Here is a 23,158-nt window from a genome sequence, read left to right on the forward strand (position 1 = left end):
GTGTCGATATTGCCGCCGCACAGCACGATGCCCACCGTCCGCCCCCGGAAGCGGTCACGGAACGCAAGCAGCGCGGCCAGGCCCGCGGCCCCCGCCCCCTCGACCACTGTCTTCTCGATCTGGAGCAGCAGCGACAGCGCCTCCTCCAATCGACGCTCGTTGACCAGCACCACGTCGTCGACCAGCGCCTCGATCATCCCGCGGGTGATCACGCCGGGCTCCTTCACGGCGATGCCCTCGGCCAGCGTGTCGCCCCCGCACGCGAGCTGGGTGCCCCGCATGACATTGTACATCGACGGGAAGAGCTCGGCCTGCACTCCGACGATGTTGATCTCGCGGTCGCCCGCCCGCGCGACCGTCGCCATGCCCGAGATCAGCCCACCCCCGCCGATCGGCACGACCAGCGTGTCGATCTCCGGCGCGTCTTCGAGCATCTCGAGCGCGACGGTGCCCTGCCCGGCGATGATCCGCGCGTCATCGAACGGGTGGACGAACGTCAGCCCGCGCTCACCCTCGAGCTCGCGGGCGTGCGCGTAGGCCGCGTCGAAGGTCTCGCCGTGGAGGATGACGGTGGCGCCGTGCCCCTGCGTCTGCATCACCTTCACCGTCGGCGTGAAGGTCGGCATGACGATGGTGACGGGGATACCAAGTCGGCTGCCGTGATAGGCCAGCCCCTGCGCATGATTGCCCGCCGACGCCGCGATCACGCCCTTGGCCTGCGCCGCGGGCTCAAGCTGCAGCAGCGTGTTGAGCGCGCCGCGTTCCTTGTAGGCGGCGGTGAACTGCAGGTTCTCGAACTTCAGGTAGACGGTCGCACCGGTCAAGTCACTCAGCGTCCGGCTGATCAGCGTGGGGGTGCGCACCACCGATCCGGCGATCCGCACCGCCGCTGTGCGCACGTCGGCGACGGTTACGGGCAGCGAGACGGGCGGGCGAGCGGGTGCGGTGGCCATATTGCTCGTCGGCGTAGAGCATCTGGCGTGGCGGGGGAATGCCGCTTATCGCGAGACCATGGCAAGCATCGCATTCATCGGGATCGGCGTGATGGGGGCGCCGATGGTCCGGCACCTGACCGCCGCAGGGCATGACGTCACCGTCTACAACCGCACGCGCGGCAAGGCGGAGGCGACGGGGCTGCCGGTCGCCGCGACCCCGGCCGAAGCCGCGCGCGACAGGGACGCGGTCGTCACTTGCGTCGGCAACGACGACGACCTGCGCGCGGTCACGCTCGGGGTCGATGGCGCCTTTGCCGCCATGCGGGAGGATGCGGTGTTCATCGACCACACCACGGTATCGGCCGGGATCGCGCGCGAGCTGGCCGCCTCGCGAGCGCTTGTCATCGACGCCCCGGTCTCGGGCGGCCAGGCAGGCGCGGAGAACGGCACGCTGTCGATCATGTGCGGCGGCACCGACGCGGCGATGGCCGCGGCCCACCCGATCATGGAGGCTTATGCGGCGCGCATCGTCCATGTGGGCGCGCCCGGCGCCGGGCAGCAGACCAAGATGGTCAATCAGATCGCGATCGCTGGCGTCCTTGCCGGACTGTCCGAGGCCCTTCGCTTCGCCCAGCGCAGCGGCCTGAACCTCGACAAGGTATTCGAGGCGGTGTCGGGTGGGGCCGCGCAGAGCTGGCAGATGGTCAATCGCTGGCCGTCGATGAGCGAGGATCGTTTCGACTTCGGCTTCGCGATCGACTGGATGCGCAAGGATTTGGGGCTGGCGCTCGACGAGGCGCGCGCGAACGGCGCGTCGCTCGAGATTACGGCGCTGGTCGACGGCTGGTATGCCGAGGTGCAGGCGATGGGCGGCGCACGGCAGGATACGAGCGCGCTCGTGCGGAGGATCGCGAAGTGAGTGTTTTTCTACGTCCGATGACGGCTGTCCTGGGGGCGCTGATCGCTCTTCTCCCGGCCCCCGCCCTCGCGGACGCGCTCGTCGATAATGTCGAGGGCGTCGCGCTCGACCGTGAGGGCCGCGTCGTTCGCTTCACCGGACTGCTGCTGACGCCTGATGGCAAGGTCGTGCGCCTGCTGCGTCGTGACGAGAAGCGCCCCGACCGCCTCGACTGGCGCGCCGACATGCGCGGGCGGGTGATGATCCCGGGCATGATCGATGCGCACGGGCACGTGATGGACCTCGGCTTTCGTGCGCTCAGCCTCGACCTGTCCGGCACGACTTCGCTCGCTGACGCGGGGGCGCGGATCGCCGCCTATGCCGCGGCCAACGGGGCACGCGCGTGGCTGACCGGCGGCGGCTGGAATCAGGAGGTGTGGAAGCTCGGCCGTTACCCGACCGCCGCCGAGCTCGACACCCTGGTTGCCGGCAAGCCCGTCTGGCTGTCGCGTGCCGACGGCCATGCCGGTTGGGCCAATTCGGCCGCGATGCGCGCGGCCGGGATCACGGCGCGCACTCCGACGCCGGCCGGTGGCCGCATCGAGAAGGACGCCCGCGGCAACCCGACCGGCGTGTTCGTCGACGCGGCGATGGCGCTGATTGAGAAGCACGTCCCGGCGGCGACCCCGCGCGACCGCAACGCCGCGTTCCTGAAGGCGCAGGACCTGCTGCTGTCGTCGGGGATCACCGCCACCGCCGATATGGGGACCACCGGCGAGGATTGGCTGACCTACCGCCGCATGGGCGACGCGGGCGCACTGCGCGTGCGGATCATGGGCTATGCGAGCGGTGTCGAGGTCGCGCTTGCGGTTGGCGGCACGGGCCCGACCCCGTGGCTGTATGGCGACCGGCTGCGGCTGGGCGGGATCAAGCTCTACGCCGACGGCGCGCTCGGCTCGCGAGGGGCATGGCTCAAGGCGCCCTACGCCGACGCGCCGGGCAACACCGGCCTTCCCTTCCTCACCGATGCACAACTCCTCAATCTCATGAGCCGCGGCGCGATGGACGGGTGGCAGCTCGCCGTCCACGCGATCGGTGATCGCGCCAACGCGCAGGTGCTGGGCGCGATAGAGGAACTGGCCCCGACGTACACCGGCGACCGGCGCTGGCGGATCGAGCACGCGCAGATCGTCGATCCCGCCGACATCGCGCGCTTTGGCCGCAACGGTGTCATCGCGTCGATGCAGCCGGTGCACGAGAGTAGCGACTGGCGGATGGCGGAGGCGCGGCTCGGGCCGACGCGGCTCGCCGGCGCCTATGCCTGGACGTCGATGCTGCGAGCGGGATCGCGGCTGGCGTTCGGCAGCGACTATCCGGTCGAGAGCCCGTCGCCGTTCGTGAACTGGGCGGTCGCCTTCACCCGCACCGATGCGCAGGGTCAGCCGATCGGCGGATGGCGGCTGGAGGAAGCGGTGTCGCGCGACATCGCCTGGAAGGCGTTCACCAGCGACGCCGCCTATGCCGGCTTTGCGGAGGAGAAGTTCGGCGGCTTGACACCCGGCCTGCGCGCCGACTTCCTCATCGTCGACCGGGACCCGACGCTCGCCAGCCCGGAGGCGCTGCGCCAGACGAGGGTGCTCGAAACCTGGGTCGGCGGCGAAAAGGTCTGGGAGCAGAGATAGCTGGCCGAAAAGCGCAGGCCGCCGCTTCCCTCGAAGCGGCGGCCCTTCGCACTCGGCGCATCGTCAGGCGAATGCAGCCTGCGGCACTGGCGCCTTCTCTTCCTCCGGATCGCGCAGCACATAGCCGCGGCCCCAGACGGTCTCGATATAATTGTCGCCGTCGGTCGCCATACTCAGCTTCTTGCGCAGCTTGCAGATGAACACGTCAATGATCTTGAGTTCGGGCTCGTCCATGCCGCCGTAGAGGTGGTTGAGGAACATTTCCTTGGTCAGCGTCGTGCCCTTGCGCAGCGACAGCAGTTCCAGCATCGCATATTCCTTGCCCGTCAGGTGGACGCGCGATCCATCGACTTCGACGGTCTTGGCGTCCAGATTGACCGACAGCTTTCCGGTCCGGATGACCGACTGGCTGTGCCCCTTGGACCGGCGGACGACCGCGTGGATGCGTGCGACCAGTTCTTCACGGTGGAACGGCTTGGTAACGTAATCGTCGGCGCCGAAGCCGAAGCTGCGCACCTTGCTGTCCATTTCGTTGATCCCAGACAGGATCAGGACCGGCGTGGCCACCCGTGCGACGCGCAGCTTCTTCAGAACGTCGTAACCGTGCATGTCGGGCAAATTGAGATCGAGCAGGATGATATCGTAATCGTAGAGCTTGCCCAGATCCAACCCCTCTTCACCCAAATCCGTGGTGTAGATATTGAAACCTTCGGTCGTCAGCATGAGCTCGATCGCCTTGGCGGTCGTCGGCTCGTCTTCGATCAACAAAACGCGCATCGGAACTCTATCCCCCGTTTGCGCCTAGCACCCCTGCCTGGCGACCGGACCCATGTCATTAACCAACGCATCTCTGAACGCAAAAGGTTAATTTGAAGTTAAGGACGCGAATCCAGCGAGTCGCAAGGTAGTTCTTGCATCGCTCGCCAAGCGTGGCCCAGATCAAGCAGCAAGGCTGGGAGGGCAGGGATCGCGCAGCCGATCCGCCAGGAAGGCGATGAGTGCCTCGACACGTGCGGGTCGCAAGGGGCTGGGCGGCGTCATCAGGTGCAATCCGACGGGCTGGGGCGTCCAATCGACCAATATGGCGACGAGCGCGCCGGAGGCGAGGTGCGGCCCAACGATGAAGCCGGGCAGACGTGCTATGCCCAGACCCGCGATCAGCGTGGGCAACATCGCATCGCCACTGTTGGCGGACAGCGGGCCGTTCGGGCGAACCGAAACCTCCGATCCGTCCGGACCGTGAAAGCGCCAGGGACCGGGAACATTGGCATAGCCGATGAGCCGATGCTCGCCCAACTGCCCCGGGTGCGTCGGCAAGCCGTAAACCGCCAGATAGGATGGTGCGGCGACGAAATGGGTCGCGATCCCGCATAATCGGCGTGCGCGCAGCGAACTGTCGGGCAGGTCGGCAATGCGTAGCGCGACGTCGAACCCTTCAGCGACGATGTCGGTGCGCGCATCTGTAAGATGCAGGTCAATCTCGATCCCGGGATGCGCAACCAGAAAGTCGGCGACCAGCGGCGCGACGTTGGCGATGCCGAACGCCATCGGCGCTGCCAGCCGAATGCGGCCGGCAGGCGCTGTGGCCGAATCCCGCGCAGCCTCCTCGGCAGCGCGCGCCTCGGCAACGATCCGCGCAGCATGCTCGGACAGCGGACGACCCGCTTCGGTCAGAGCCAGCCGACGCGAGGTGCGATGAAACAGCGACTGCCCCAGATGCGCCTCTAGCCGCCCCACGGCCTTGGAGACGGTCGCCTTCGATAAACCGATCGCGTCCGCCGCGCCGCTGAACGAGCGATGCTCTACCACGGCCGCGAAGATCGCCCACGCCTCCAGATCGGGTAGTCGCATCGCTTCATCCTCACTGTCGACAAAGCACGCTAAGTGATGAAACGATCGGTTTCCACCGTTTCCGTTTACGAGACAGTCGCGCGTCCTATTTTGGCGGCAATAGAGGAGCGCCTTTTCCATGAACACCGACATATTGACCGGTATCGACCGCCGCCACTTCGCCACCTTGGGCCATGCCGATCACGGCTGGCTCGACGCACGGCATCATTTCTCCTTCGCCGGCTATCATGACCCTGCACGGATGGGCTGGGGTGCGATCCGGGTGTGGAACGACGATGCGATCGCGCCCAATTCCGGGTTTCCGCCCCATGCGCACCGCGACATGGAGATCATCACCTATGTCCGGTCGGGCGCGATCACCCACAAGGACTCGCTCGGCAACGAGGGCCGTACCGGCCCCGGCGACGTTCAGGTGATGAGCGCGGGCACCGGCGTGCGACACGCCGAATATAATCTCGAATCCCAGACGACGACGCTGTTCCAGATCTGGATCGAACCGGCGCGTAAGGGCGGCAGCCCGAGTTGGGGCGCAAAGCCTTTTCCCAAAGCCGACCGCTCGGGCCGGTTCACCGTTCTGGCGAGCGGATTTGCCGACGATACCGAAGCACTGCCGATCCGGGCTGACGCTCGCGTGCTGGCGGTGACGCTGGCGGCCGGCGAGACGGTTACGCATGCGGTGGATGAGGGGCGCCACGCGTATCTCGTGCCGGCAACCGGCGCGATAGCGATAGACGGCGAGCCTGTGGCCGCGCGTGACGGCGCCGCGCTTACCGGCGGCCGGACCTATACGATCACCGCAACGGACGAGGCGGAGATCGTCCTCGTCGATGCTGCCTGATCCCATTCCCAAGGAAGTTGTTCATGACCAAGGTTCTCGTTCTCTATTACTCATCCTACGGGCACATCGAACAGATGGCCGAAGCCATGGCCGAAGGCGCGCGTGAAGACGGTGCCGAGGTCCATATCCGACGCGTCGCGGAAACCGCGCCCGATGCGGTCGTGCAGGCGGCACATTTCAAAACCGATAGCCCGCACGCCGTCATCGAAGGGCCGGAAGCGTTGGTCGCTTACGACGCGATCATAATCGGCGCACCCACGCGTTACGGCCGCATGCCAAGCCAAATCGCGGCGTTCCTCGACACCACTGGCGGGCTTTGGGCGCGCGGGGCGCTGAACGGTAAGGTCGGCGGTGCCTTCACCTCGACGGCGTCCCAGCATGGCGGGCAGGAGACCACGCTGTTCTCGATCATCACCAACCTGCTGCATCTCGGCATGACCATCGTCGGCCTTGATTACGGTTTCCAAGCGCAGATGGGGGTGGATGAGGTGCTTGGCGGATCGCCATATGGTGCCACGACGATCTCGGGCGGCGACGGCAGCCGCCAGCCGCATGCCGAGGAGCTGGCCGGCGCGCGCTATCAGGGCAAGCGGATCGCGCAGACCGCGGCGAAGCTACTGGGATAAACGATGACCTACTCGTCCCTGCCCCCAATGCCCTGGCGGCAGATGTCGATTTATCCCGGAAGGGCAAGTGCGGGAGCTATCGCTTACGCTCGATCTTCCTGGTCGACGGCGGGGCGGGCGTGACCGGCACCGGCGGCTGACTGAGCACCCGGATTACCAACGGCTCCGCTACCTTTGGCGCCGCGGGAAAACGCGCTCGCGCTGCCGCAAAGACGAAGCGCGCCCGCGCCGCGCCGGGTGCGTCGGGGGAGGCGCCGACCCAGCGCCAGTGCCACGGCTCCCACTTCACGCCTTGCTTGTTGCCGGCGGGGAACGATTGTTCGAAGCCGAAACGCGTGGCGTTCGCGATGAGCCAGCGCGCGGGTGCCGTCGTCGCCATGCACGCTTCCGCATCGGGGCACTCCCCCGCAGGGCGGACCGCGAAGTCGATCGCGAATCCGGTGGTATGCTCACTATGCCCGGGCGGCGCGACCGAGATCGCACGATCACCGGGATCGCCCTGGCCGCCCCGTGCGAACACGCCGGTCTGACGCGCGATGCTGCGATGGCATGACAGCCCGCGCAACGTGCCGCCGGTCGCCGGATCTGAACGTGCCGCATCGAGCAGGCGTTGGAGATCCGCAATGACCTCGCGCCGCACGCGACACGTTCCAAGCGCGAAGCCGTCTGGCGCGTCGGCCAATTCCTCGGACGGAATATCACCGTAACCGAAATGGCCGAGTACGCGACCATCTCCGGCGGGTGCCTGTACCATAGCCAGCAAGGCAAGGATGATCGGCGCGTGGGGCATCGCGCGAACCTCTGGCATGGCGGCGCGATGGGTGGCAAGGCGGTTGGTATGCACGGTGACCATGTACTATTTCTGGATGGCGAGGCCCTGGTGATCGACAAGCCTGCCGGGCTGCCCGTCGATCCGCCGCGCGATGGATCGCTCAGTCTGGAGAATCACCTCGATTCACTGCGCTTTGGATTTCAGCGCTGGCCGCAGGCGGTGCACCGGCTCGACCGCGACACCAGCGGGTGCCTGCTGCTGTCGCGCAATCCGAAGGCGCATGCGCGGTTGCAGCAGGCGTTCGAAAAGGGCGATGTCGAGAAGCGTTACCTGGCGGTGTTGGACGGCGTACCGCTGGGCGAAAGCGGGATGATCGACCTCGCGCTGTCCAAGACCAGCACCGTGGAGAGCGGCTGGCGGATGATCGCGGACCCGAAGGGCAAGGCGTCGCGTACCGGCTGGGAACTTCTGGCGGTCAAGGACGGTCGCGCGCTCGTGGCCTTCGTGCCGGAAACGGGACGCACGCACCAGATCCGCGTTCATGCCGCCACCGGGCTGGGCGTGGCGGTGGTCGGCGACCCGGTATATGGCAGAGCGGACACGTGCGGCATGATGCTGCATGCCGCCAAACTTATCGTCCGGCGTGGCGCCAAGCCTGCGATCGAAGCCGAGGCGCCGATCCCCGAACGCTTTACCGCGGCAGGCTTCCCGTGATCGCGGTGCCCGATTCCGCGATCGAGGAACGCTTCCTCGCCGCGACGGGACCGGGCGGGCAGAACGTCAACAAGGTCGCAACCGCATGCCAGCTGCGCGTCGACATCTTCGCGCTGGGGCTGCATCCAGAGACGTATCGGCGCCTCAAGCTGCTCGCCGGATCAAAGCTGACTTCGGGCGGCGTATTGGTGCTGACGGCGCGGCGTTACCGTAGTCAGGAGGGCAATCGCGCCGACGCACGCGAGCGGCTGGCCGAATTGCTCGAAAAGGCCGAGGAGCGTGCGGCGCGGCGGGTGAAGACGAAGCCGTCGCGGGCCGCCAAGGCACGGCGGGTGGACGACAAGAAGGGACGCGCGGTGGTGAAGGCCGGACGCGGTCGCATCACACCGGATTGATCGACGCCGGTGGGGCACCGCACATCAGCCGTCCAGCATCTCCTCCACCCATGCCGGAACCAGAACACCGGCCGGCCCGAACCGGCTTTCCGCAAAGAAATCGCTGCCGGCGGACGGCTCCAGGTTGATCTCCAACGTGGCTGCGCCGGCACGCGCCGCCACCTGCACGAACCCAGCCGCCGGGTACACTGCGCCCGATGTGCCGATGGAAACGAACAGATCAGCCTGGGCCAGAGCCGCTTCTATCCTGTCCATGGCGTAGGGCATTTCGCCGAAGAACACGATGTCCGGCCGCAACGACGGCGTGCCGCACGCTCCACACACCGTTCCCGGCGGCAGCGCCCCTGCCCAGGCGGCACTCGCGCCGCACCCCGCGCACAAGGCCGAATTGAGTTCCCCGTGCATATGCAACAGGCGCCGGGCGCCGGCACGCTCGTGCAAGTCATCGACGTTCTGCGTCACGATCAGCAGCTCGCCCGGCCACACCGCATCCAGCCGCGCGAGCGCGACATGCCCCGCATTGGGAATGACCCCCGCCAAGGCCGCCCGCCGCGCATCATAGAAGCGATGCACCAGCACAGGATCATCCGCCAAAGCCTCGGGCGTGCACACATCCTCCACGCGCTGCCCCTCCCATAAACCGCCCGGTCCCCGGAAGGTCGCTATTCCCGATTCCGCGGAAATCCCCGCTCCGGTGAGGATCACGATGTTGCCGATGCCACGCATGCGCGCCAGATAGGATGAACGCGCGGCGATGGCTATGCGCCAAGCGGAGCAACCGTCCTGCCGAGCCTACCCCGCATGCCGGAAGGCAGCGAGCCCGTCGATACTGCCGAGTTCGATAGCTATGCACCGATCATCGGCTGCGCAGTCGTTATCACTTACGCCGCTTATGTGGTGCTGATGCTTGTCCTCACGAACTTGCTGACTATTCCCACATGGCTTGTCCGCCTCTTTGGCATAACATACGTCACACTGCCTCAAGTCGCATTGACGCGATGGGTTTGGAACAAGCGGCATTCCGCTTACCTTCGGGTCACGTGCTTGAACGTCGCCATGCCCGCCGTCTCACAGCCGGGTTATGGTTGCTGAATGTGGCTTACTGGACGTGGCAGTTGTCAGGCTGAACAGCAGGAACGGGGATGTCGGTCGGGATCTCGCCATAGCCGAAGATTTCGTTGAGCCAGGCGTTGCCGGCCAACAGCATCACCACGGCCACGATGAGCGCGGATCGCCAGCTCACTGGGTGACGCCTGCCGATGAGCGGCCCCGCCATCAGCGTGCCTGCAACGCGAAATCCACTCGCACCGTCACCACGCTGGCGTTCGTTCCCGCCAACACCGGTGGCGGGGGCGCCGTTGTCTGGACGACGGGTGCCGGCGCGACCATGCGGGCGTCCATGTCTCCCATCTGCGGCATGTAACCACCTTCGCCGCCATCACGGATCGAGAGTACCCGCGCGACGCGGAGGCCGGCAGCGCCGGCATAGGCTTCCGCCTTGGCGCGCGCCGCCTTGTAGGCGATGCCGTAGGCACCCAGGCTCGCCTTTTCGGGATCGGCGACCGACAGGTTGGGGCCGGACACGATGTTCGCACCGGCGGCCGTGACCGCGGCGACTGCCTGCCCCGCGCGGGCCGTGTTGCGGACCCGCACGGCGACAATGTTCCCGGCCTCATACCGGCCGCGATTGGGGCCGTAGTCGATCCGGTTTACCGACAGGTTGCGCGTCTGGATATCACGCGTTGGTATCCCCAGCCTGGCGAGCGAGGCGGTGATTCGGTTCATAGTTTCCGCGTTGCGCGCGCTTGCCGCTTCCGCGCTCGGCGCGATGCTCGACAGCCCAGCGGTGAACAGCGCTTGGTCGGGAGCAGCTTCCGCGCGACCGGTTCCTGTAACGGTCAGCAGGGTTTCGGCGCGATGGACACCGCGCGGGTCCGGTGCGGCAGGGCTGCAGCCGGCGAGGACAGCCAGGCCCGCGGCGGCGAGAGGCTTGGCGATCATCATGCTGTTTTCCACTCGGGCATGGGCGTGATCGGTAGGGAGCGATCGGCCTTCCAGGTGATGATCTTTGCTCAGGCATGCCCCGCGGAGGGGTACACCCATGCTTTAAGCCCATCGCGCTTGAACGGTGCCCACCCGTCATCGGCCTGCGCAAGCCTGTCCGCGACCGCATACAGGACCGAAGGGTTGACCCCCAGTCCGCAGTGGCTGCCGCGCACTTCGATATTGTCGGTGGTGTCGGATGGCCGCTCCTTGCATGTCTGCCAGGCGACGATGCCGTCTGCACGGCTCCAGATCGCGGTGGAGGGGACGGGAGGCGGCCCTGCATGATCGTTCAGCTGCCGGACGGTGTGGGCGTCGTCTACCTTGTCGCCGGTCAGCCATTCATAGGCACGCCAGACGTTCGTGGTGCGCGGGCTGCCGCCGAATGGCGATCCGAGCGAGATCACCTGTCGCACCGCTTCCGGCGCACGGTGCGACACCAGCCGCGCCATCACCCCGCCGAGGCTCCAGCCCACCAGGCTGACCTTCTGTCCGGTCGCCTCGTGGATCGCGCGGAGCCGGGCAACCAGCTTCTCACCCTCGCGCCCGATCGCCTTGTGGCCCAGGTTGCGGCCGAGATCCCATGTATGCGCGTCATAACCCATCTGCGTCAGGAACCGGCGCAGCACCGCAGTCGATGCATCGCTCGTGGCAAAGCCCGGCAGCACCAGCACCGGATGACCATCGCCGCGCGGCGCGGATGCCAGCAGTGGCGACGCGAACGGCAGCGATGCCATTTCCGCCATGGCGCGCGGAAGTTCCGTCAGTGCGAGAAACTTGGACGGCGGCGATACGGCGTCGCGATGCGCGGTGGCCATGAAACAATTCTCCTGCAAATCCTGCACTAAATGCGTGGCGGCACCGCTTGGTTCATTCCAGTCCGATCGCCTGCCGCCGCGCCGCCGCCGCGCCCGCGTCGTGGCTGAGGATTGCCAGGTCGTGAAGTTGGCCGTTCCCGTCGCGCACCTGGTCCCTGAGCAACGCCTCGGCACGAAAGCCGAGGCTTTCGAACAGCGCGATCGATCCGGTCTGATCGGGGGTCATCCGCGCGGTCAGCTTCGACAATCCACGCTGCCCCGCGATGGCGAAGGTAGCTTCCAACAAGTCGCGCCCCAGACCCGCGCCGCGGCGCTCGGCCGAAACGAGCAGCCGTACCTCGCCGACATGCCCGCTCCACCCCAGCGGATCGCGGACGACCGCGGCGGTGCCGACGATGGCCCCCTCGCACTCCGCCACCACGCTATCGATCCAACCTTCCGCGATCGCCGCCAGCCAGGCCGCCACGACGCGCGGGTGGCGCAGGTCGCGCCCGAGGAACAGCAGGTCGTGTTCCGGCAGCGCGTGCGCGAATGCCAGCATCCCGGCCTCGTCGCTGCCCACGAAGCCGCGGATCGTGTGTTCGGTCATGTCGATCTCGTCCCCAGCCAATGTGCGAGCTTTGGCCAAAGCCGCCGGATCGCATTGCCGCCTGCAACCAGACTGACGTGACCGCCCTTGAGCACCACTTCCTCCTTGTCGGCCGACCCAACCATGCCGATCAGCGGCGCGGAGGCAGCGGACGGCACGATATGGTCGTGCTCCGCCGCGACGTGCAGGAACGGGGCGGTGATCTTGCCCATCTGGACGGCGCGCCCACCCACGGTCATCGTGCCGTGGAGCAGCCGGTTCTCCCACATGAGCGCGCGGGTCGTCTGGCGGAAATACTCACCCGCCAGCGGCAGCACGTCGCTGGCCCAGCGATCGAACATGCGGAACGATTTCACGAACTCATCGTCCCACAGCTTGTCATAAAGCCGTATCTTCCCCGCGACCCGCGCACCTGGTCGCAGCATGTCAAAGGCGGTGTAGAGATACTCGCCCGGACAGTTGCCCAAAGTATCCACCAGCCGATCGACGTCGAAGAAGCGCGGATCGGCCCAGGCCTGGAACATCTCCATCGCGCGAAAATCGACTGGCGTGGTGAAGGTCACCAGATTGGCCAGGCGCTCCCGACCCTCCAACGCCGCCCAGAGCAGCGACAGCACCCCGCCGAAGCAATAGCCGATCACGCTGATGTCCGGCTCGCCCGTCTCCGCAGACACCCGCGCGACTGCCGCGGGGAGGAAATCCAGGATGTAGCTCTCCAGAGTCAGCGATCGCTCGTCGGGACGCGGGGGGTGCCAGTCGAGCATGAACACGTCGAACCCGGCATCGAGCAGATATTCGACCAGGCTCTGGCCCGGCACCATGTCGAAGATATAGCCGCGGTTGGTCGTCGCCATGACCAGCAGCAGCGGCACCCGGTACACTTCGTCGGTGCGCGGGCGATAGCGCGACAGCCGCATGGTGCCACGCTCGATCAGCACGTCCTTGGGCGTGCATCCCAGCGCCGGACCGGGGCTGGCGATATACCCCAGCCCCTTCAGGCTGCGGGTGAAGGCGCGCTGGAATTGCGCCTGCGCCGTGGCGAACAGGTCGGGCGCACTTGCCATCCGGTCAGCCGGATGCCGTTGGCGCTTGGCGGGTGCGCCTGGGTCTCGGCCCGACCCGGCCGGGCGCAGCCCCGCTCGACGACGACAGCATGGCCTCGATCCGCTCGAGCGATGCCTCCATTCTCCCCACGCGTGCCGACAGGTCTGCAAGATCGCTGCGACTGGGCAGGTTGGTCGAAGCCAGCGCCTTGTCCATCGCCGGGGCGATCGCGGCCTGCATCGCCATCGCAGCGGCATTGGCGCCGTGGAGCGAACGCGTGAACGCCTCCGACTTCAGCGTGCCGCCGCCGAAGCTGTTGGCCATCTTCTCCCATTGTCCCAGCATTTCCCGAAAGAATGCCGCTGGATCGTTCGTCATGGCGGCATCCTTCACCGCCGCGAACCGCGCGTCAAGTCGAGGCTATTCGGTACGTGGTGTTCCGTCAGGCGACACCGGCCGCGGCCCGGCCGGCGTCACTTCCAGCGCCGCATCGCCGCCGAGCACGCGGTAGAGCGTCACCCGGTTCTGCGCTCCGACGAGCCGCGTCGTCACCAGCGTCCGTTGCGCCGTGTAGAGCGAGCGCTGTGCATCCAGGCTGGAGAGGAAGGTGTCGATTCCCCCCAGGTATCGTGCCTGGGTCAGCTGGAACGTGTCGAGCGCCGCCGCGCCGAAGCGCTCGGTGGCCGCCAACTGCGCCGCGATCGTGCCCTCGCGCGCCAAGGCGTCGGCGGTCTCCTGGAACGCGATCTGGATCGTGCGTTCGTAGGTGGCGAGCGCCGCATCGCGCTGTGCCTGCGAAAAAGCGACCCCGGCACGCCCGGCGCCGGCGCGGAAGATCGGCAGGCTGACGTTGGGCGCCACCGAATAATTGAACGCGCCGCCCGAAAAGAGCGACGTCAGTGCGGTGCTGGCGAACCCGACCAGGCCGGTCAACGAGACGCGCGGAAACAGCTCGGCGCGTGCGGCGCCGATCTCGGCATTGGCTGCGCGCAACGTATATTCGGCCTCGACTACATCGGGCCGGCGCAGCAGGATGCCCGAATCCAGCCCCGCCGGGAGCGCTGCGACGGTGCCCGTCACGCTTTCCAGCGACATCGGCAGCAAGTTCGCGGTCACCGGAGCGCCGACCAGGGATTGCAGTGCGTTGACGTCCTGCGCCAGCGCGGTCTGCTGCTCGGCGATGTTCGCTTGCGCGGTCGCCAGCACCTGCTCGGCCTGGCGCAGGTCGGTGCGCGGCGCGATCCCTCCCTCCAACCGCAGCCGGGTGAGCCGCACGCTGCGCTCGGCGCTGGTGGCGGTGTCCTGCGCGATCTTCAGCAGGCTGCGATCGGCGGCATAGGTAAACCACGCGTCGGCGATGTCTCCCACCAAGGTGAGCCGGGTCGCGCGCGCTGCCGCCTCGGTCGCGAAATAACGGTCGAGCGCCGCGCCCGTCAGCGACCGCACCCGGCCGAACAGATCCAGTTCGAACGCGGTGGCGCCCAGATCGACCGAAAAGGCGCTGTTCGACGACGACGAAGTGACGATCGTGCCGGTCGTTCCGGTGCCGCCGGTGGTCGTTCCGGTTCCCGTCCCAGTGCTGCCGGTGCCTGTGCCTGTGCCTGTGCCCGTACCCGTTCCGCCAGTCGCGGCTGTGCTGCGCGAGCCACCGCCGCCGCTCGAATAGCTGTAACGCCCGCTCGCATCCAGCTGCGGGAACAGATCGGCGCGCTGGATGCGATATCGCGCGCGCGCCGACGCGATGTTCGCGACCGCGATCCCTAGGTCGCGGTTGTTGACCAGCGCCTGGTCGATGATCGCCTGCAGCCGCGGATCGCGGAACACGTCGCGGTACGTGATCGACGGCAGCGCCGCCTCCGACTGGCGCAAATAGGCATCGCCGGTGGGCCAGGACGTCGGCACCGGCAATTCCGGACGGACGTATTTGGGTGCGAGCGAGCATCCGCCCACCGCGGCGGCGAGCAGGATCGAGGCGCGCATCATGCCGGCTCCGGCCGCCGTGGCGCGATCGTCTCCGGCTCGCCGTCACCGCGCGGACGTTCCTGGTGGCCGGTCGGCCGTCCGCGCAACTTGGCGATCCCGTCGCGCACCCCGCGGCGGACGAGCACGAAGAACAGCGGGATGTAGAAGATCGCCAGCACCGTCGCGGTCAGCATGCCGCCGATCACCGCGGTGCCGATCGCGATCCGGCTGTTGGCACCCGCACCCGTCGAGATCGCGAGCGGCAGAACGCCGAAGATAAACGCGAAGCTGGTCATCAGAATGGGCCGCAGGCGGATGCGCGCCGCCTCCAGCGCGGCGTCGATCACCCGCTTGCCCTGTCGCTCGGCCTGTTCGGCGAATTCGATCATCAGGATCGCATTCTTCGACGCCAGCCCCATCGTCGTCAGCAGTCCGATCTGGAGATAGACGTCGTTGGTAAGCCCGCGCAGCGTCACGAACGCGACGGCGCCGATCAGCCCCAGCGGAATGATGAGCAGCACCGCGACCGGGATCGACCAGCTCTCGTAAAGCGCCGCCAGGCACAGGAACACGACGAGGATCGAAAGGCCGTAGAGGACCGGCGCCTGCCCCGACGACAGCCGCTCCTGATACGACAGGCCCGCCCACGCGACCCCGGTGCCTGGGATCTGCCCGGCCAGTTCGGCCATCCGCGCCATCGCGTCGCCCGAGCTCTTGCCCGCCGCCGCCGCGCCTTGGAATTCGAACGACGGTATGCCGTTGAAGCGCGAGAGCGTCGTCGGTGCCTGTCCCCAGCTGATCGTGGAGAAGGAGGAGAAGGGGACCATCTGGCCGCTCGATCCCCGGACGAACCATTGCTTCAGGTCGTCTGGCTGGGCCCGATATTCGGCATCGCCCTGGACAAAGACCCGCTTGACGCGGCCGCGGTCGATGAAGTCGTTGACATATTGACCGCCGAGCGCGGTGGAGAGCGTCGCGTTGACGTTTGCCTGCGTCAGCCCCAGTGCAGCCAGCTTCTGCTGGTCCATGTTGACCTGCAAGGTCGCGATGTCGGGCAGTTCGCTCAGCCGCACCCCGGCTAGCAGCGGATCGGCGTTGGCAGCGGCGAGCAGCTTGTCGCGCGCGGCGCCGAAATCCGCCTGGCTCATGCCGCTCAGGTTCTGCAACTCCATCGTGAAGCCGTCCGACTGCCCCAATCCCCGAACCGCGGGCGGGATCAGCGCGAAAACCTGGGCATCGCGGATACCGCGGAACGCCCCGGATGCGCGTGCGGTGATCGCGTCGGCGCCATTCTCCTTGCCCTTGCGCTCGGCCCAGTCGACGAAGTTCAGGAACCCCTGGCCGGTGTTCTGCCCGCTAGCCCCGCCGCCGCCACCGCCCGCGACGGTGAAGAGAACGGACGTGTTCTCCCCCTCATTCTGCGCGAAGTAATTCTCCACCTGCCGTTGCACCTCCAGCGTCCGCCCCTGCGTCGCGCCTGCGGGCAGGCGGAACTGGACGATGGCGCTCCCTTGGTCCTCGGTCGGCAGGAACCCGGTCGGCAAACGCAGGAACAATAGCGCGAGCAGCGCGACGGTGCCCAGATAGATGAGCACGAACAGCCACTTGCGCGCCACCACCTTCTTCGTGACGGTGATGTAGCCGCTGGTCGTCTTCTCGAACCCCGAATTGAACTTGTCCTTGGCGGTCTGATAGCCCGAGGCCACTTTGGGGAAGCGCCGCTTCATCCACCCGCCGCCCGTTGGCTCGTCGCTCTTGCGCTTCAGCAGATGCGAGGTCAGCGCCGGCGTCAGGATCAGTGCGACGAGCACCGACAGGACCATTGCCGAGACGATCGTGATCGAGAATTGGCGATAGATGACGCCCGTTGATCCACCGAAGAAAGCCATCGGCAGGAACACCGCCGACAGCACCAGCGCGATCGCGACCAGCGCCACCGAGATCTCGTCCATCGACTTGATAGTCGCATCGCGCGGCGAAAGTTCGGGATCTTCCTCCATCAGCCGCTCGACATTCTCGACGACGACGATCGCGTCATCGACCAGCAATCCGATCGCCAGCACCAACCCGAACAGGGTCAGCGTGTTGATCGTGAACCCGGCAAGGCTGAATACCGCGAACGTGCCGAGCAGCACCACCGGCACCGCGATCGTCGGGATCAGCGTCGCGCGCCAGCTTTGCAGGAACACGAACATCACGATCACGACCAGGATCACCGCCTCGATCAGCGTCTTGACGACCTCTTCGATCGACAGCTTGATGAAGGCGGTCGTGTCGTTGGCGTAGGCGACCTTGAGCCCCGGCGGGAACCCCTTTGAAATCCGGGCCACTTCGGCCTTAACCAGTTCGGCCGTCTTCAGCGCATCGGCGCCGGGTGCCGCAAGCACGGCGATGCCGGCCCCTGGGTGACGGTTGATCCGGCTACGCGCGGCATAGCTCTCGGCACCCAATTCGATCCGCGCGACGTCCGACAGCCGCACGGTGGCGCCGCTGCTGAGCGTCTTGACGATGATCTCGCGGAACTGCTCGGGCGTCTGCAACCGGGACTGGGCGGTCACGGTCGCGTTGAGCATCTGCGTCACCGGCGTCGGCAGGCCGCCGATCTCGCCCGCCGCGACCTCGGCATTCTGCGCCTGGATCGCCGCGATGACGTCGGACGGTATCAGCTGATAGCTGGCCAGGCGCTCGGGATTGAGCCAGATACGCATCGCATATTGCGATCCGAACACGTTGCTGTCGCCGACGCCGGGCACTCGTCCTAGCGGATCCTGGAGGTTGGAGACGAGATAGTCCGACACGTCCATGTTGGTCAGCTTGTCGGTCTCGTCATAGACGCCGACGATCAGGAGATTGTCGGGATTGGACTTGCGGACGGTCAGCCCCTGCTGCTGCACCTGCTGCGGCAGGCGCGCGGTCGCCTGCTGGACCTGGTTCTGCACCTGAACCTGGGCGATGTCGGGATCGGTGCCCTTCTCGAACGTCGCCGTGATCGTCACCTGCCCGCGGCTGGAGGAGGAGGAGGTGAAGTACAGCAGGCCGTCGATCCCGGCCAGCGTCTGCTCGATAACCTGGGTGACCGAATTCTGCAGCGTTTGTGCCGACGCGCCGGGGAAGTTTGCGCGCACCGATACCTGCGGCGGCGCGACATCGGGATATTGCGCGATCGGCAGAGTCATGATGGCGCCGACGCCGCCTAGCATGACGATGATAGCCAGCACCCAGGCGAAGATGGGACGGTCGATGAAGATGCGGCTCATCATGGCGGCTCAGCGCCCGCCCGCTTGCTGCTTGCCCTGGCCCTGCTGCTTCATCTGCTCGGGTGTCGGCGGGACGACGCGCTGCGGCGAACTGGCGGCCACCGGCTTGACAGCCTGACCTGGTTTCACCTGCGCCAGGCCCTGCGTGATGACGCGATCGCCCGCGCTCAGGCCCTCAGTCACCACCCAGAACGCGCCCTGCGTCCGCTCGGCGCGGATCGTTTTCTGCACCGCCTTGTCGCCGGGACCAACGACCATCACGGTCGCATTGCCCTTGGGATCGCGCGACACCGCCTGCTGCGGCACCAGGAAAGCACGCGTGTTGAGCGCCTGCGAGAAGCTGGCGCGCACGAACATGCCCGGCAGCAGTACCCCTTGTGGATTCGGAAAGCGCGCGCGCAGCGTGACGGTGCCCGTCTCCACGTTCACCAGCGCTTCCGAAAACTCCACCGACCCCGTCCGCCCGTAATCGCTACCATCCTCCAGCTTCAGCCGCACGACCGCGCGCGTCGCGACGATGCCGTCCTGGCTTCCCAGCATCCGGCGCAGGCTCAGCATGTCTGCGCTCGATTGCGGAATATCGACGAACATCGGATCGAGCCGCTGGATCTGCGCCAGCGGATCGGCCTGGGTCGCGGAGACCAGCGCACCGACGGTGAACAACGACCGTCCGATCCGCCCGGTGATGGGCGCGGGTACGGTCGTGAACTTCAGCGTGATCCGCGCGGTCTCCAGCGCCGCGCCGGTCTGCGCCACGGAGGCCTGCGCCTGACGGGCAGAGGCGACCGCGTTGGTATAATCCTGGCGGCTGATCGCCTGCTGGTCGGCAAGCGGCTTGTAGCGCTGGGCCAGGATCTGCGTCGCCTCGGCATTGGCGCGCGCGCTTTGCAGATTCGCCTGCGCTTCGTTGGCTGCCGCACGATACAGGCGCGGGTCGATCTCGTAGAGGGGTTGGCCTGCGCGGACGAGTGATCCCTCGACGAACAGCCGCTTGCGGATCAACCCGCTCACCTGCGGGCGCACGTCCGAACGCTCGAACGCGCTGGTGCGTGCTGCCAATTCGGTGGTGATCGCCGCGGTGGTTGGCTGCACGACGACGAAGCCGACGGTCGGTGTGCGTGCCGGGCCTCCCGGCCCGCCCTTGCTCTTTTCCTGGCCGCTGCTGTCGCCGCCGCCGCAAGCCGTTACGCTCAACAGCGCGGGCAGCAACACGGCACCCAGCGCGACCCTACCCGTCTTGACCAAAGGCGTTTACCCGTTTGCGTGAGTTGGGCTCGGGATGCCTGAAAACGCAGTGCGTGAACAGACCTGACCCAAAGGAAATTGTGCGGTTGCGAACGCGGCCTGGCGCGGAAGGGTCCGCATTGTTGACGTATTTCGTGGAACGACACCGCTTCGATCGTCGCAGAGCCAGCGCAATGCTCGTTACGCGACTGGAACGCTCGGCGCTCTCCCGCTAAAGCGCCGCTTATCCGGCAACGGAAATCGCCCGCGGGGCGTTGCGCCCGAAATAGCCAAGAGGTTCCTTGATGTCCGACGTCGCATCCCACGTCCACGCCGACGGCTCGCCCGAACGCCTCGCGATCGACACGATCCGCACCTTGTCGATGGACGCGGTCGCCAAGGCGAAGTCCGGGCATATCGGCACGCCGATGGCGCTGGCCCCGGTCGGCCACACGCTCTGGACGAAGTTCCTGCGCACCGATCCGGCCAAGCCCGATTGGCCCAACCGCGACCGTTTCGTGCTGTCGGTCGGCCATGCGTCGATGCTGCTCTATGCGCTGCTCCACCTGGCGGGCATCCGCGAGATCGACCGCGACGGCAACGCGACCGGCGAACCCGCGATCGGCCTGGAGGATATCCGCCAGTTCCGCCAACTCTCCTCGCGCACCCCCGGCCACCCCGAATTCCGGCATACCACCGGCGTCGAGACGACGACCGGGCCACTCGGCGCGGGCTGCGGCAATTCGGTCGGCATGGCGATCGCCGAGCGCTGGCTGGCGGCGCGCTACAACCGCCCCGGCTTCACGCTGTTCGATCACGACGTCTACGTCCTCGCAGGGGACGGCGACATGATGGAGGGCGTCGCCAGCGAGGCGGCGAGTCTCGCCGGGCATCTGAAATTGTCGAACCTGTGCTGGATTTACGATTCGAACCATGTGTCGATCGAGGGCGGCACCGATCTCGCCTTCGACGAGGACGTCGGCAAGCGCTTCGAGGCTTACGGCTGGAACGTCATCCACGTCGATGACGCCAACGACACCGCCGCGGTCGCCGCCGCGCTGGCGGCGTTCCGCGCAACCGCGGACCGGCCGACCTTCATCGTCGTCCACAGCATCATCGGCTATGGCAGCTCGATCCAGGGCACCGCCAAGGCGCATGGCGAGGCGATGACCGCCGACGACATCCGCGGCACGAAAAAGGCCTATGGCTGGCCCGAGGACGCGCAGTTCCTGGTGCCCGATGGCGTCGCCGAAGCTTTTCACGCCGCCATCGCCGATCGCGGCCGTCCGCTGCGCGAGGAATGGGAGGCGATGCGCGAGCGCTATCGCACCGCCGAGCCTGCGCTCTCCGCCGAACTGGACGCGCTGCTGACGAACACATTGCCCGATGGCTGGGACGCCGCGATCCCGGTGTTCGATGTGGATGCCAAGGGCCTCGCCTCGCGCGATGCGGGCGGCAAGGTGCTGAACGCGATCGCCGGCAAGGTGCCGTGGCTGGTCGGCGGCTCGGCCGATCTGGCGCCGTCGACCAAGACGTCGATCGACGGCGGCGGCTCGTTCCAGGCGGCAAGCTATGACGGGCGCAACCTGCATTTCGGGGTGCGCGAACACGGCATGGGGGCGATCGCCAACGGCATGGCGCTGTCGTATCTGCGCAGCTATTCGGCCACCTTCCTGGTCTTCAGCGACTATATGCGCCCGCCGATCCGGCTCGCGGCGATCATGGAACTGCCCGCGGTCTTCGTCTTCACCCACGATTCGATCGGCGTCGGCGAGGACGGCCCGACCCACCAGCCGATCGAGCATCTGGCGACGCTGCGCGCGATCCCCGGTCTCGACACGATCCGCCCGTGCGACGCGAACGAGGCCGCTTATGCCTGGCGCGCCGCGATGGAGCATCGCGACCGCCCGACCGCGCTCGTCCTGTCGCGCCAGGCGCTGCCGACGCTCGACCGCGGCACCTATGCCTCGGCCGAGGGGCTGATGAGGGGCGGCTATGTGCTCGCCGATAGCGACGACCCCGAATTGATCCTGATCGCGACCGGCAGCGAGGTCTCGCTGGCCGTGGCGGCGCATGAGACATTGAAGCAATCGGGGGTGCGCAGCCGCGTCGTCTCGATGCCGAGCTGGTATCGCTACGAATTGCAGGACGACGAATATAAGGAAAATGTCCTGCCGAAGAAGGTCGCGGCGCGGCTTGCGGTGGAGCAGGGCGGCGAGATCGGCTGGGATCGCTATGTCGGGATGACCGGGCGGACGATCACCATGTCGACGTTCGGCGCCTCCGCCCCCATATCCAAGCTGCAGGACAAATTCGGGTTCACCGTCGACAATGTCGTCAAGGTCGCCCGCGAGATACTGGAGCAGATTTCATGAGCAAGCTGGCCGACCTCAGCGCCGCGGGCACCGCGGTGTGGCTCGATTTCGTCGATCGCAAGTTCCTCGAAGCCGGCGGGCTGAAGACGCTCGTCGAACAGGACGGGCTGACCGGGGTCACCTCCAATCCGTCGATCTTCGAAAAGGCGATGGGCCACGGCGATGCCTATGACGGCACGCTCGCCGAATTCGATTCCAAGCACCCCGATGCGGCGACGATCGACCGCTACGAGCATCTGGCGATCCAGGACATCAAGGCCGCGGCCGAGACGCTGCGCCCGGTCTACGACCGGCTCGATGCCAAGGACGGCTATGTCAGCCTGGAGGTGTCGCCCTATATCGCCGACGATACCGACGCGACGATCGCCGAGGCGCGCAAGCTGTGGGACGCGGTCGACCGGCCCAATCTGATGATTAAGATACCCGGCACGCTGGCCGGCGGCCCGGCGATCTCGGCGACGATCGCGGCGGGGATCAGCGTCAACGTGACGTTGCTGTTCTCGCTCGAAGCCTATCAGCGCGTCGCCGATGCCTATGCCACCGGGCTGGAGGAGCGCGTCCGCCACGGGCAACCGATCGACCGCATCGCCAGCGTCGCCAGCTTCTTCGTCAGCCGCATCGACGCGACGATCGACAAGGAGATCGACCGCCGCGTGAAGGAAGGCGATTCCCAGTCCGACACGCTGAAAAGCGTGCGCGGCAAGGTCGCCATCGCCAATGCCAAGGTCGCCTATGCCTGGTATCAGGACTTCATCGCCAGCGAACGCTGGCAGGCGCTGGCCGCCAAAGGCGCGCAGCCGCAGCGGCTGTTGTGGGCGTCGACGGGGGTCAAGGACACGGCCTATCCCGATACGCTCTATATCGACCAGCTGATCGGCCCCGACACGGTCAACACCATGCCGCCCAAGACGATGGACGCCTTTCGCGAGCGCGGCACGATCGCGCCGACGCTGACCGATGATATCGCGGGCGCCCGCCGGGTGCTCGCCGAGGTCGAGCGGCTGGGGCTCGATCTCGGCACCGTCACCGGCCGCCTGGTCGAGGAGGGCGTGGCATCCTTCGCCACCGCCTTCGACGATCTGCTGGGCGCCATCGCGCGCAAGCAGCCGGCCACCGCCTGACCCCAATTCGAGTT

Annotated in this window: 22 protein-coding genes; 8 read left to right on the forward strand and 14 right to left on the reverse strand. The window is 67.0% G+C overall.

All coding sequences use genetic code 11. From position 1 onward, the window contains the following. Positions 1–953: threonine ammonia-lyase (locus tag VF643_RS10885; protein WP_331043414.1), on the reverse strand; the 953-nt coding region annotated here is incomplete at its 3' end. A 58-nt stretch (positions 954–1,011) separates the two neighbouring features. Between VF643_RS10885 and VF643_RS10890 the strand changes: the two genes are divergently transcribed. Then, entirely contained in the window at positions 1,012–1,854 is an 843-nt protein-coding gene (locus VF643_RS10890; RefSeq protein WP_331043484.1) for an NAD(P)-dependent oxidoreductase, read from the forward strand. Positions 1,855–1,871: 17 nt separating this feature from the next. Then, positions 1,872–3,515, forward strand: coding sequence for an amidohydrolase (locus tag VF643_RS10895; RefSeq protein WP_331043485.1), 1,644 nt, complete (start codon positions 1,872–1,874; stop codon positions 3,513–3,515). Between the two features lie 63 nt (positions 3,516–3,578). On the opposite strand, the gene ctrA is transcribed toward VF643_RS10895, so the two are convergent. Together ctrA and VF643_RS10905 are read right to left on the reverse strand one after the other, a co-directional pair. Beyond that, positions 3,579–4,292, reverse strand: a complete 714-nt coding sequence (gene ctrA / locus VF643_RS10900; protein WP_331043415.1) for a response regulator transcription factor CtrA — start codon at positions 4,290–4,292, stop codon at positions 3,579–3,581. 162 nt (positions 4,293–4,454) lie between these two features. Beyond that, positions 4,455–5,366: a LysR family transcriptional regulator gene (locus VF643_RS10905; protein ID WP_331043416.1), complete on the reverse strand. Its 912-nt coding sequence runs from the start codon at positions 5,364–5,366 to the stop codon at positions 4,455–4,457. A 118-nt stretch (positions 5,367–5,484) separates the two neighbouring features. Here VF643_RS10905 and VF643_RS10910 point away from each other — a divergent pair, with 118 nt between their 5' ends. Both VF643_RS10910 and wrbA read left to right on the forward strand, forming a co-directional pair. Beyond that, entirely contained in the window at positions 5,485–6,204 is a 720-nt protein-coding gene (locus tag VF643_RS10910; protein ID WP_331043417.1) for a pirin family protein, read from the forward strand. 23 nt (positions 6,205–6,227) lie between these two features. Continuing rightward, positions 6,228–6,830, forward strand: coding sequence for an NAD(P)H:quinone oxidoreductase (gene wrbA / locus VF643_RS10915; RefSeq protein WP_331043418.1), 603 nt, complete (start codon positions 6,228–6,230; stop codon positions 6,828–6,830). A 76-nt stretch (positions 6,831–6,906) separates the two neighbouring features. Here wrbA and VF643_RS10920 read toward each other — a convergent pair whose 3' ends face one another. Beyond that, positions 6,907–7,638, reverse strand: coding sequence for a M15 family metallopeptidase (locus tag VF643_RS10920; RefSeq protein WP_331043419.1), 732 nt, complete (start codon positions 7,636–7,638; stop codon positions 6,907–6,909). 30 nt (positions 7,639–7,668) lie between these two features. Here VF643_RS10920 and VF643_RS10925 point away from each other — a divergent pair, with 30 nt between their 5' ends. Both VF643_RS10925 and arfB read left to right on the forward strand, forming a co-directional pair. Then, the gene (locus VF643_RS10925) at positions 7,669–8,316 is read left to right on the forward strand and encodes an RNA pseudouridine synthase (protein WP_331043420.1); all 648 of its coding nucleotides are present in this window, start codon (positions 7,669–7,671) and stop codon (positions 8,314–8,316) included. Further along, positions 8,316–8,711, forward strand: a complete 396-nt coding sequence (gene arfB, locus VF643_RS10930; RefSeq protein WP_414713850.1) for an alternative ribosome rescue aminoacyl-tRNA hydrolase ArfB — start codon at positions 8,316–8,318, stop codon at positions 8,709–8,711. The genes VF643_RS10925 and arfB overlap by 1 nt, the downstream gene beginning before the upstream one ends. 24 nt (positions 8,712–8,735) lie before the next feature. Here the strand turns inward: arfB and VF643_RS10935 are convergent, their stop codons facing one another. The 10 genes from VF643_RS10935 to VF643_RS10980 form a co-directional block, all read right to left on the reverse strand. Beyond that, complete coding sequence (locus VF643_RS10935) at positions 8,736–9,437, reverse strand: NAD-dependent deacylase (RefSeq protein ID WP_331043422.1); 702 nt, start codon at positions 9,435–9,437, stop codon at positions 8,736–8,738. Positions 9,438–9,810: 373 nt separating this feature from the next. After that, positions 9,811–9,954: a hypothetical protein gene (locus VF643_RS10940; RefSeq protein ID WP_331043423.1), complete on the reverse strand. Its 144-nt coding sequence runs from the start codon at positions 9,952–9,954 to the stop codon at positions 9,811–9,813. 32 nt (positions 9,955–9,986) lie between these two features. After that, positions 9,987–10,715: an SIMPL domain-containing protein gene (locus VF643_RS10945; RefSeq protein WP_331043424.1), complete on the reverse strand. Its 729-nt coding sequence runs from the start codon at positions 10,713–10,715 to the stop codon at positions 9,987–9,989. Between the two features lie 68 nt (positions 10,716–10,783). Further along, positions 10,784–11,572, reverse strand: a complete 789-nt coding sequence (locus VF643_RS10950) for an esterase/lipase family protein (protein WP_331043425.1) — start codon at positions 11,570–11,572, stop codon at positions 10,784–10,786. Positions 11,573–11,624: 52 nt separating this feature from the next. After that, the gene (locus VF643_RS10955; protein ID WP_331043426.1) at positions 11,625–12,161 is read right to left on the reverse strand and encodes a GNAT family N-acetyltransferase; all 537 of its coding nucleotides are present in this window, start codon (positions 12,159–12,161) and stop codon (positions 11,625–11,627) included. Continuing rightward, positions 12,158–13,225, reverse strand: a complete 1,068-nt coding sequence (locus VF643_RS10960) for an alpha/beta fold hydrolase (protein ID WP_331043427.1) — start codon at positions 13,223–13,225, stop codon at positions 12,158–12,160. Before VF643_RS10960 ends, VF643_RS10955 begins: the two co-directional genes overlap by 4 nt. 4 nt (positions 13,226–13,229) lie before the next feature. Then, complete coding sequence (locus tag VF643_RS10965) at positions 13,230–13,583, reverse strand: hypothetical protein (RefSeq protein ID WP_331043428.1); 354 nt, start codon at positions 13,581–13,583, stop codon at positions 13,230–13,232. A 42-nt stretch (positions 13,584–13,625) separates the two neighbouring features. Next, a complete protein-coding gene (locus tag VF643_RS10970) occupies positions 13,626–15,188 on the reverse strand; it encodes an efflux transporter outer membrane subunit (RefSeq protein WP_331043429.1) in 1,563 nt (520 codons plus the stop codon). Beyond that, entirely contained in the window at positions 15,185–18,427 is a 3,243-nt protein-coding gene (locus VF643_RS10975) for a multidrug efflux RND transporter permease subunit (RefSeq protein WP_331043430.1), read from the reverse strand. Before VF643_RS10975 ends, VF643_RS10970 begins: the two co-directional genes overlap by 4 nt. A gap of 6 nt (positions 18,428–18,433) precedes the next feature. Continuing rightward, on the reverse strand, positions 18,434–19,669 hold the full coding sequence (locus VF643_RS10980; RefSeq protein WP_331043431.1) for an efflux RND transporter periplasmic adaptor subunit: 1,236 nt from the start codon (positions 19,667–19,669) through the stop codon (positions 18,434–18,436). A gap of 284 nt (positions 19,670–19,953) precedes the next feature. Between VF643_RS10980 and tkt the strand changes: the two genes are divergently transcribed. Further along, positions 19,954–22,023, forward strand: a complete 2,070-nt coding sequence (gene tkt, locus VF643_RS10985) for a transketolase (RefSeq protein ID WP_331043432.1) — start codon at positions 19,954–19,956, stop codon at positions 22,021–22,023. Continuing rightward, positions 22,020–23,144 (forward strand): transaldolase, encoded by a 1,125-nt coding sequence (gene tal / locus VF643_RS10990; protein ID WP_331043433.1) that lies wholly within the window; start codon positions 22,020–22,022, stop codon positions 23,142–23,144. Before tkt ends, tal begins: the two co-directional genes overlap by 4 nt. The last annotated feature ends 14 nt before the right edge of the window (positions 23,145–23,158 follow it).

Origin of the sequence: Sphingomonas sp., assembly GCF_036387595.1 — a bacterium.
In the GTDB taxonomy this organism is placed as follows: Bacteria; Pseudomonadota; Alphaproteobacteria; order Sphingomonadales; family Sphingomonadaceae; genus Sphingomonas.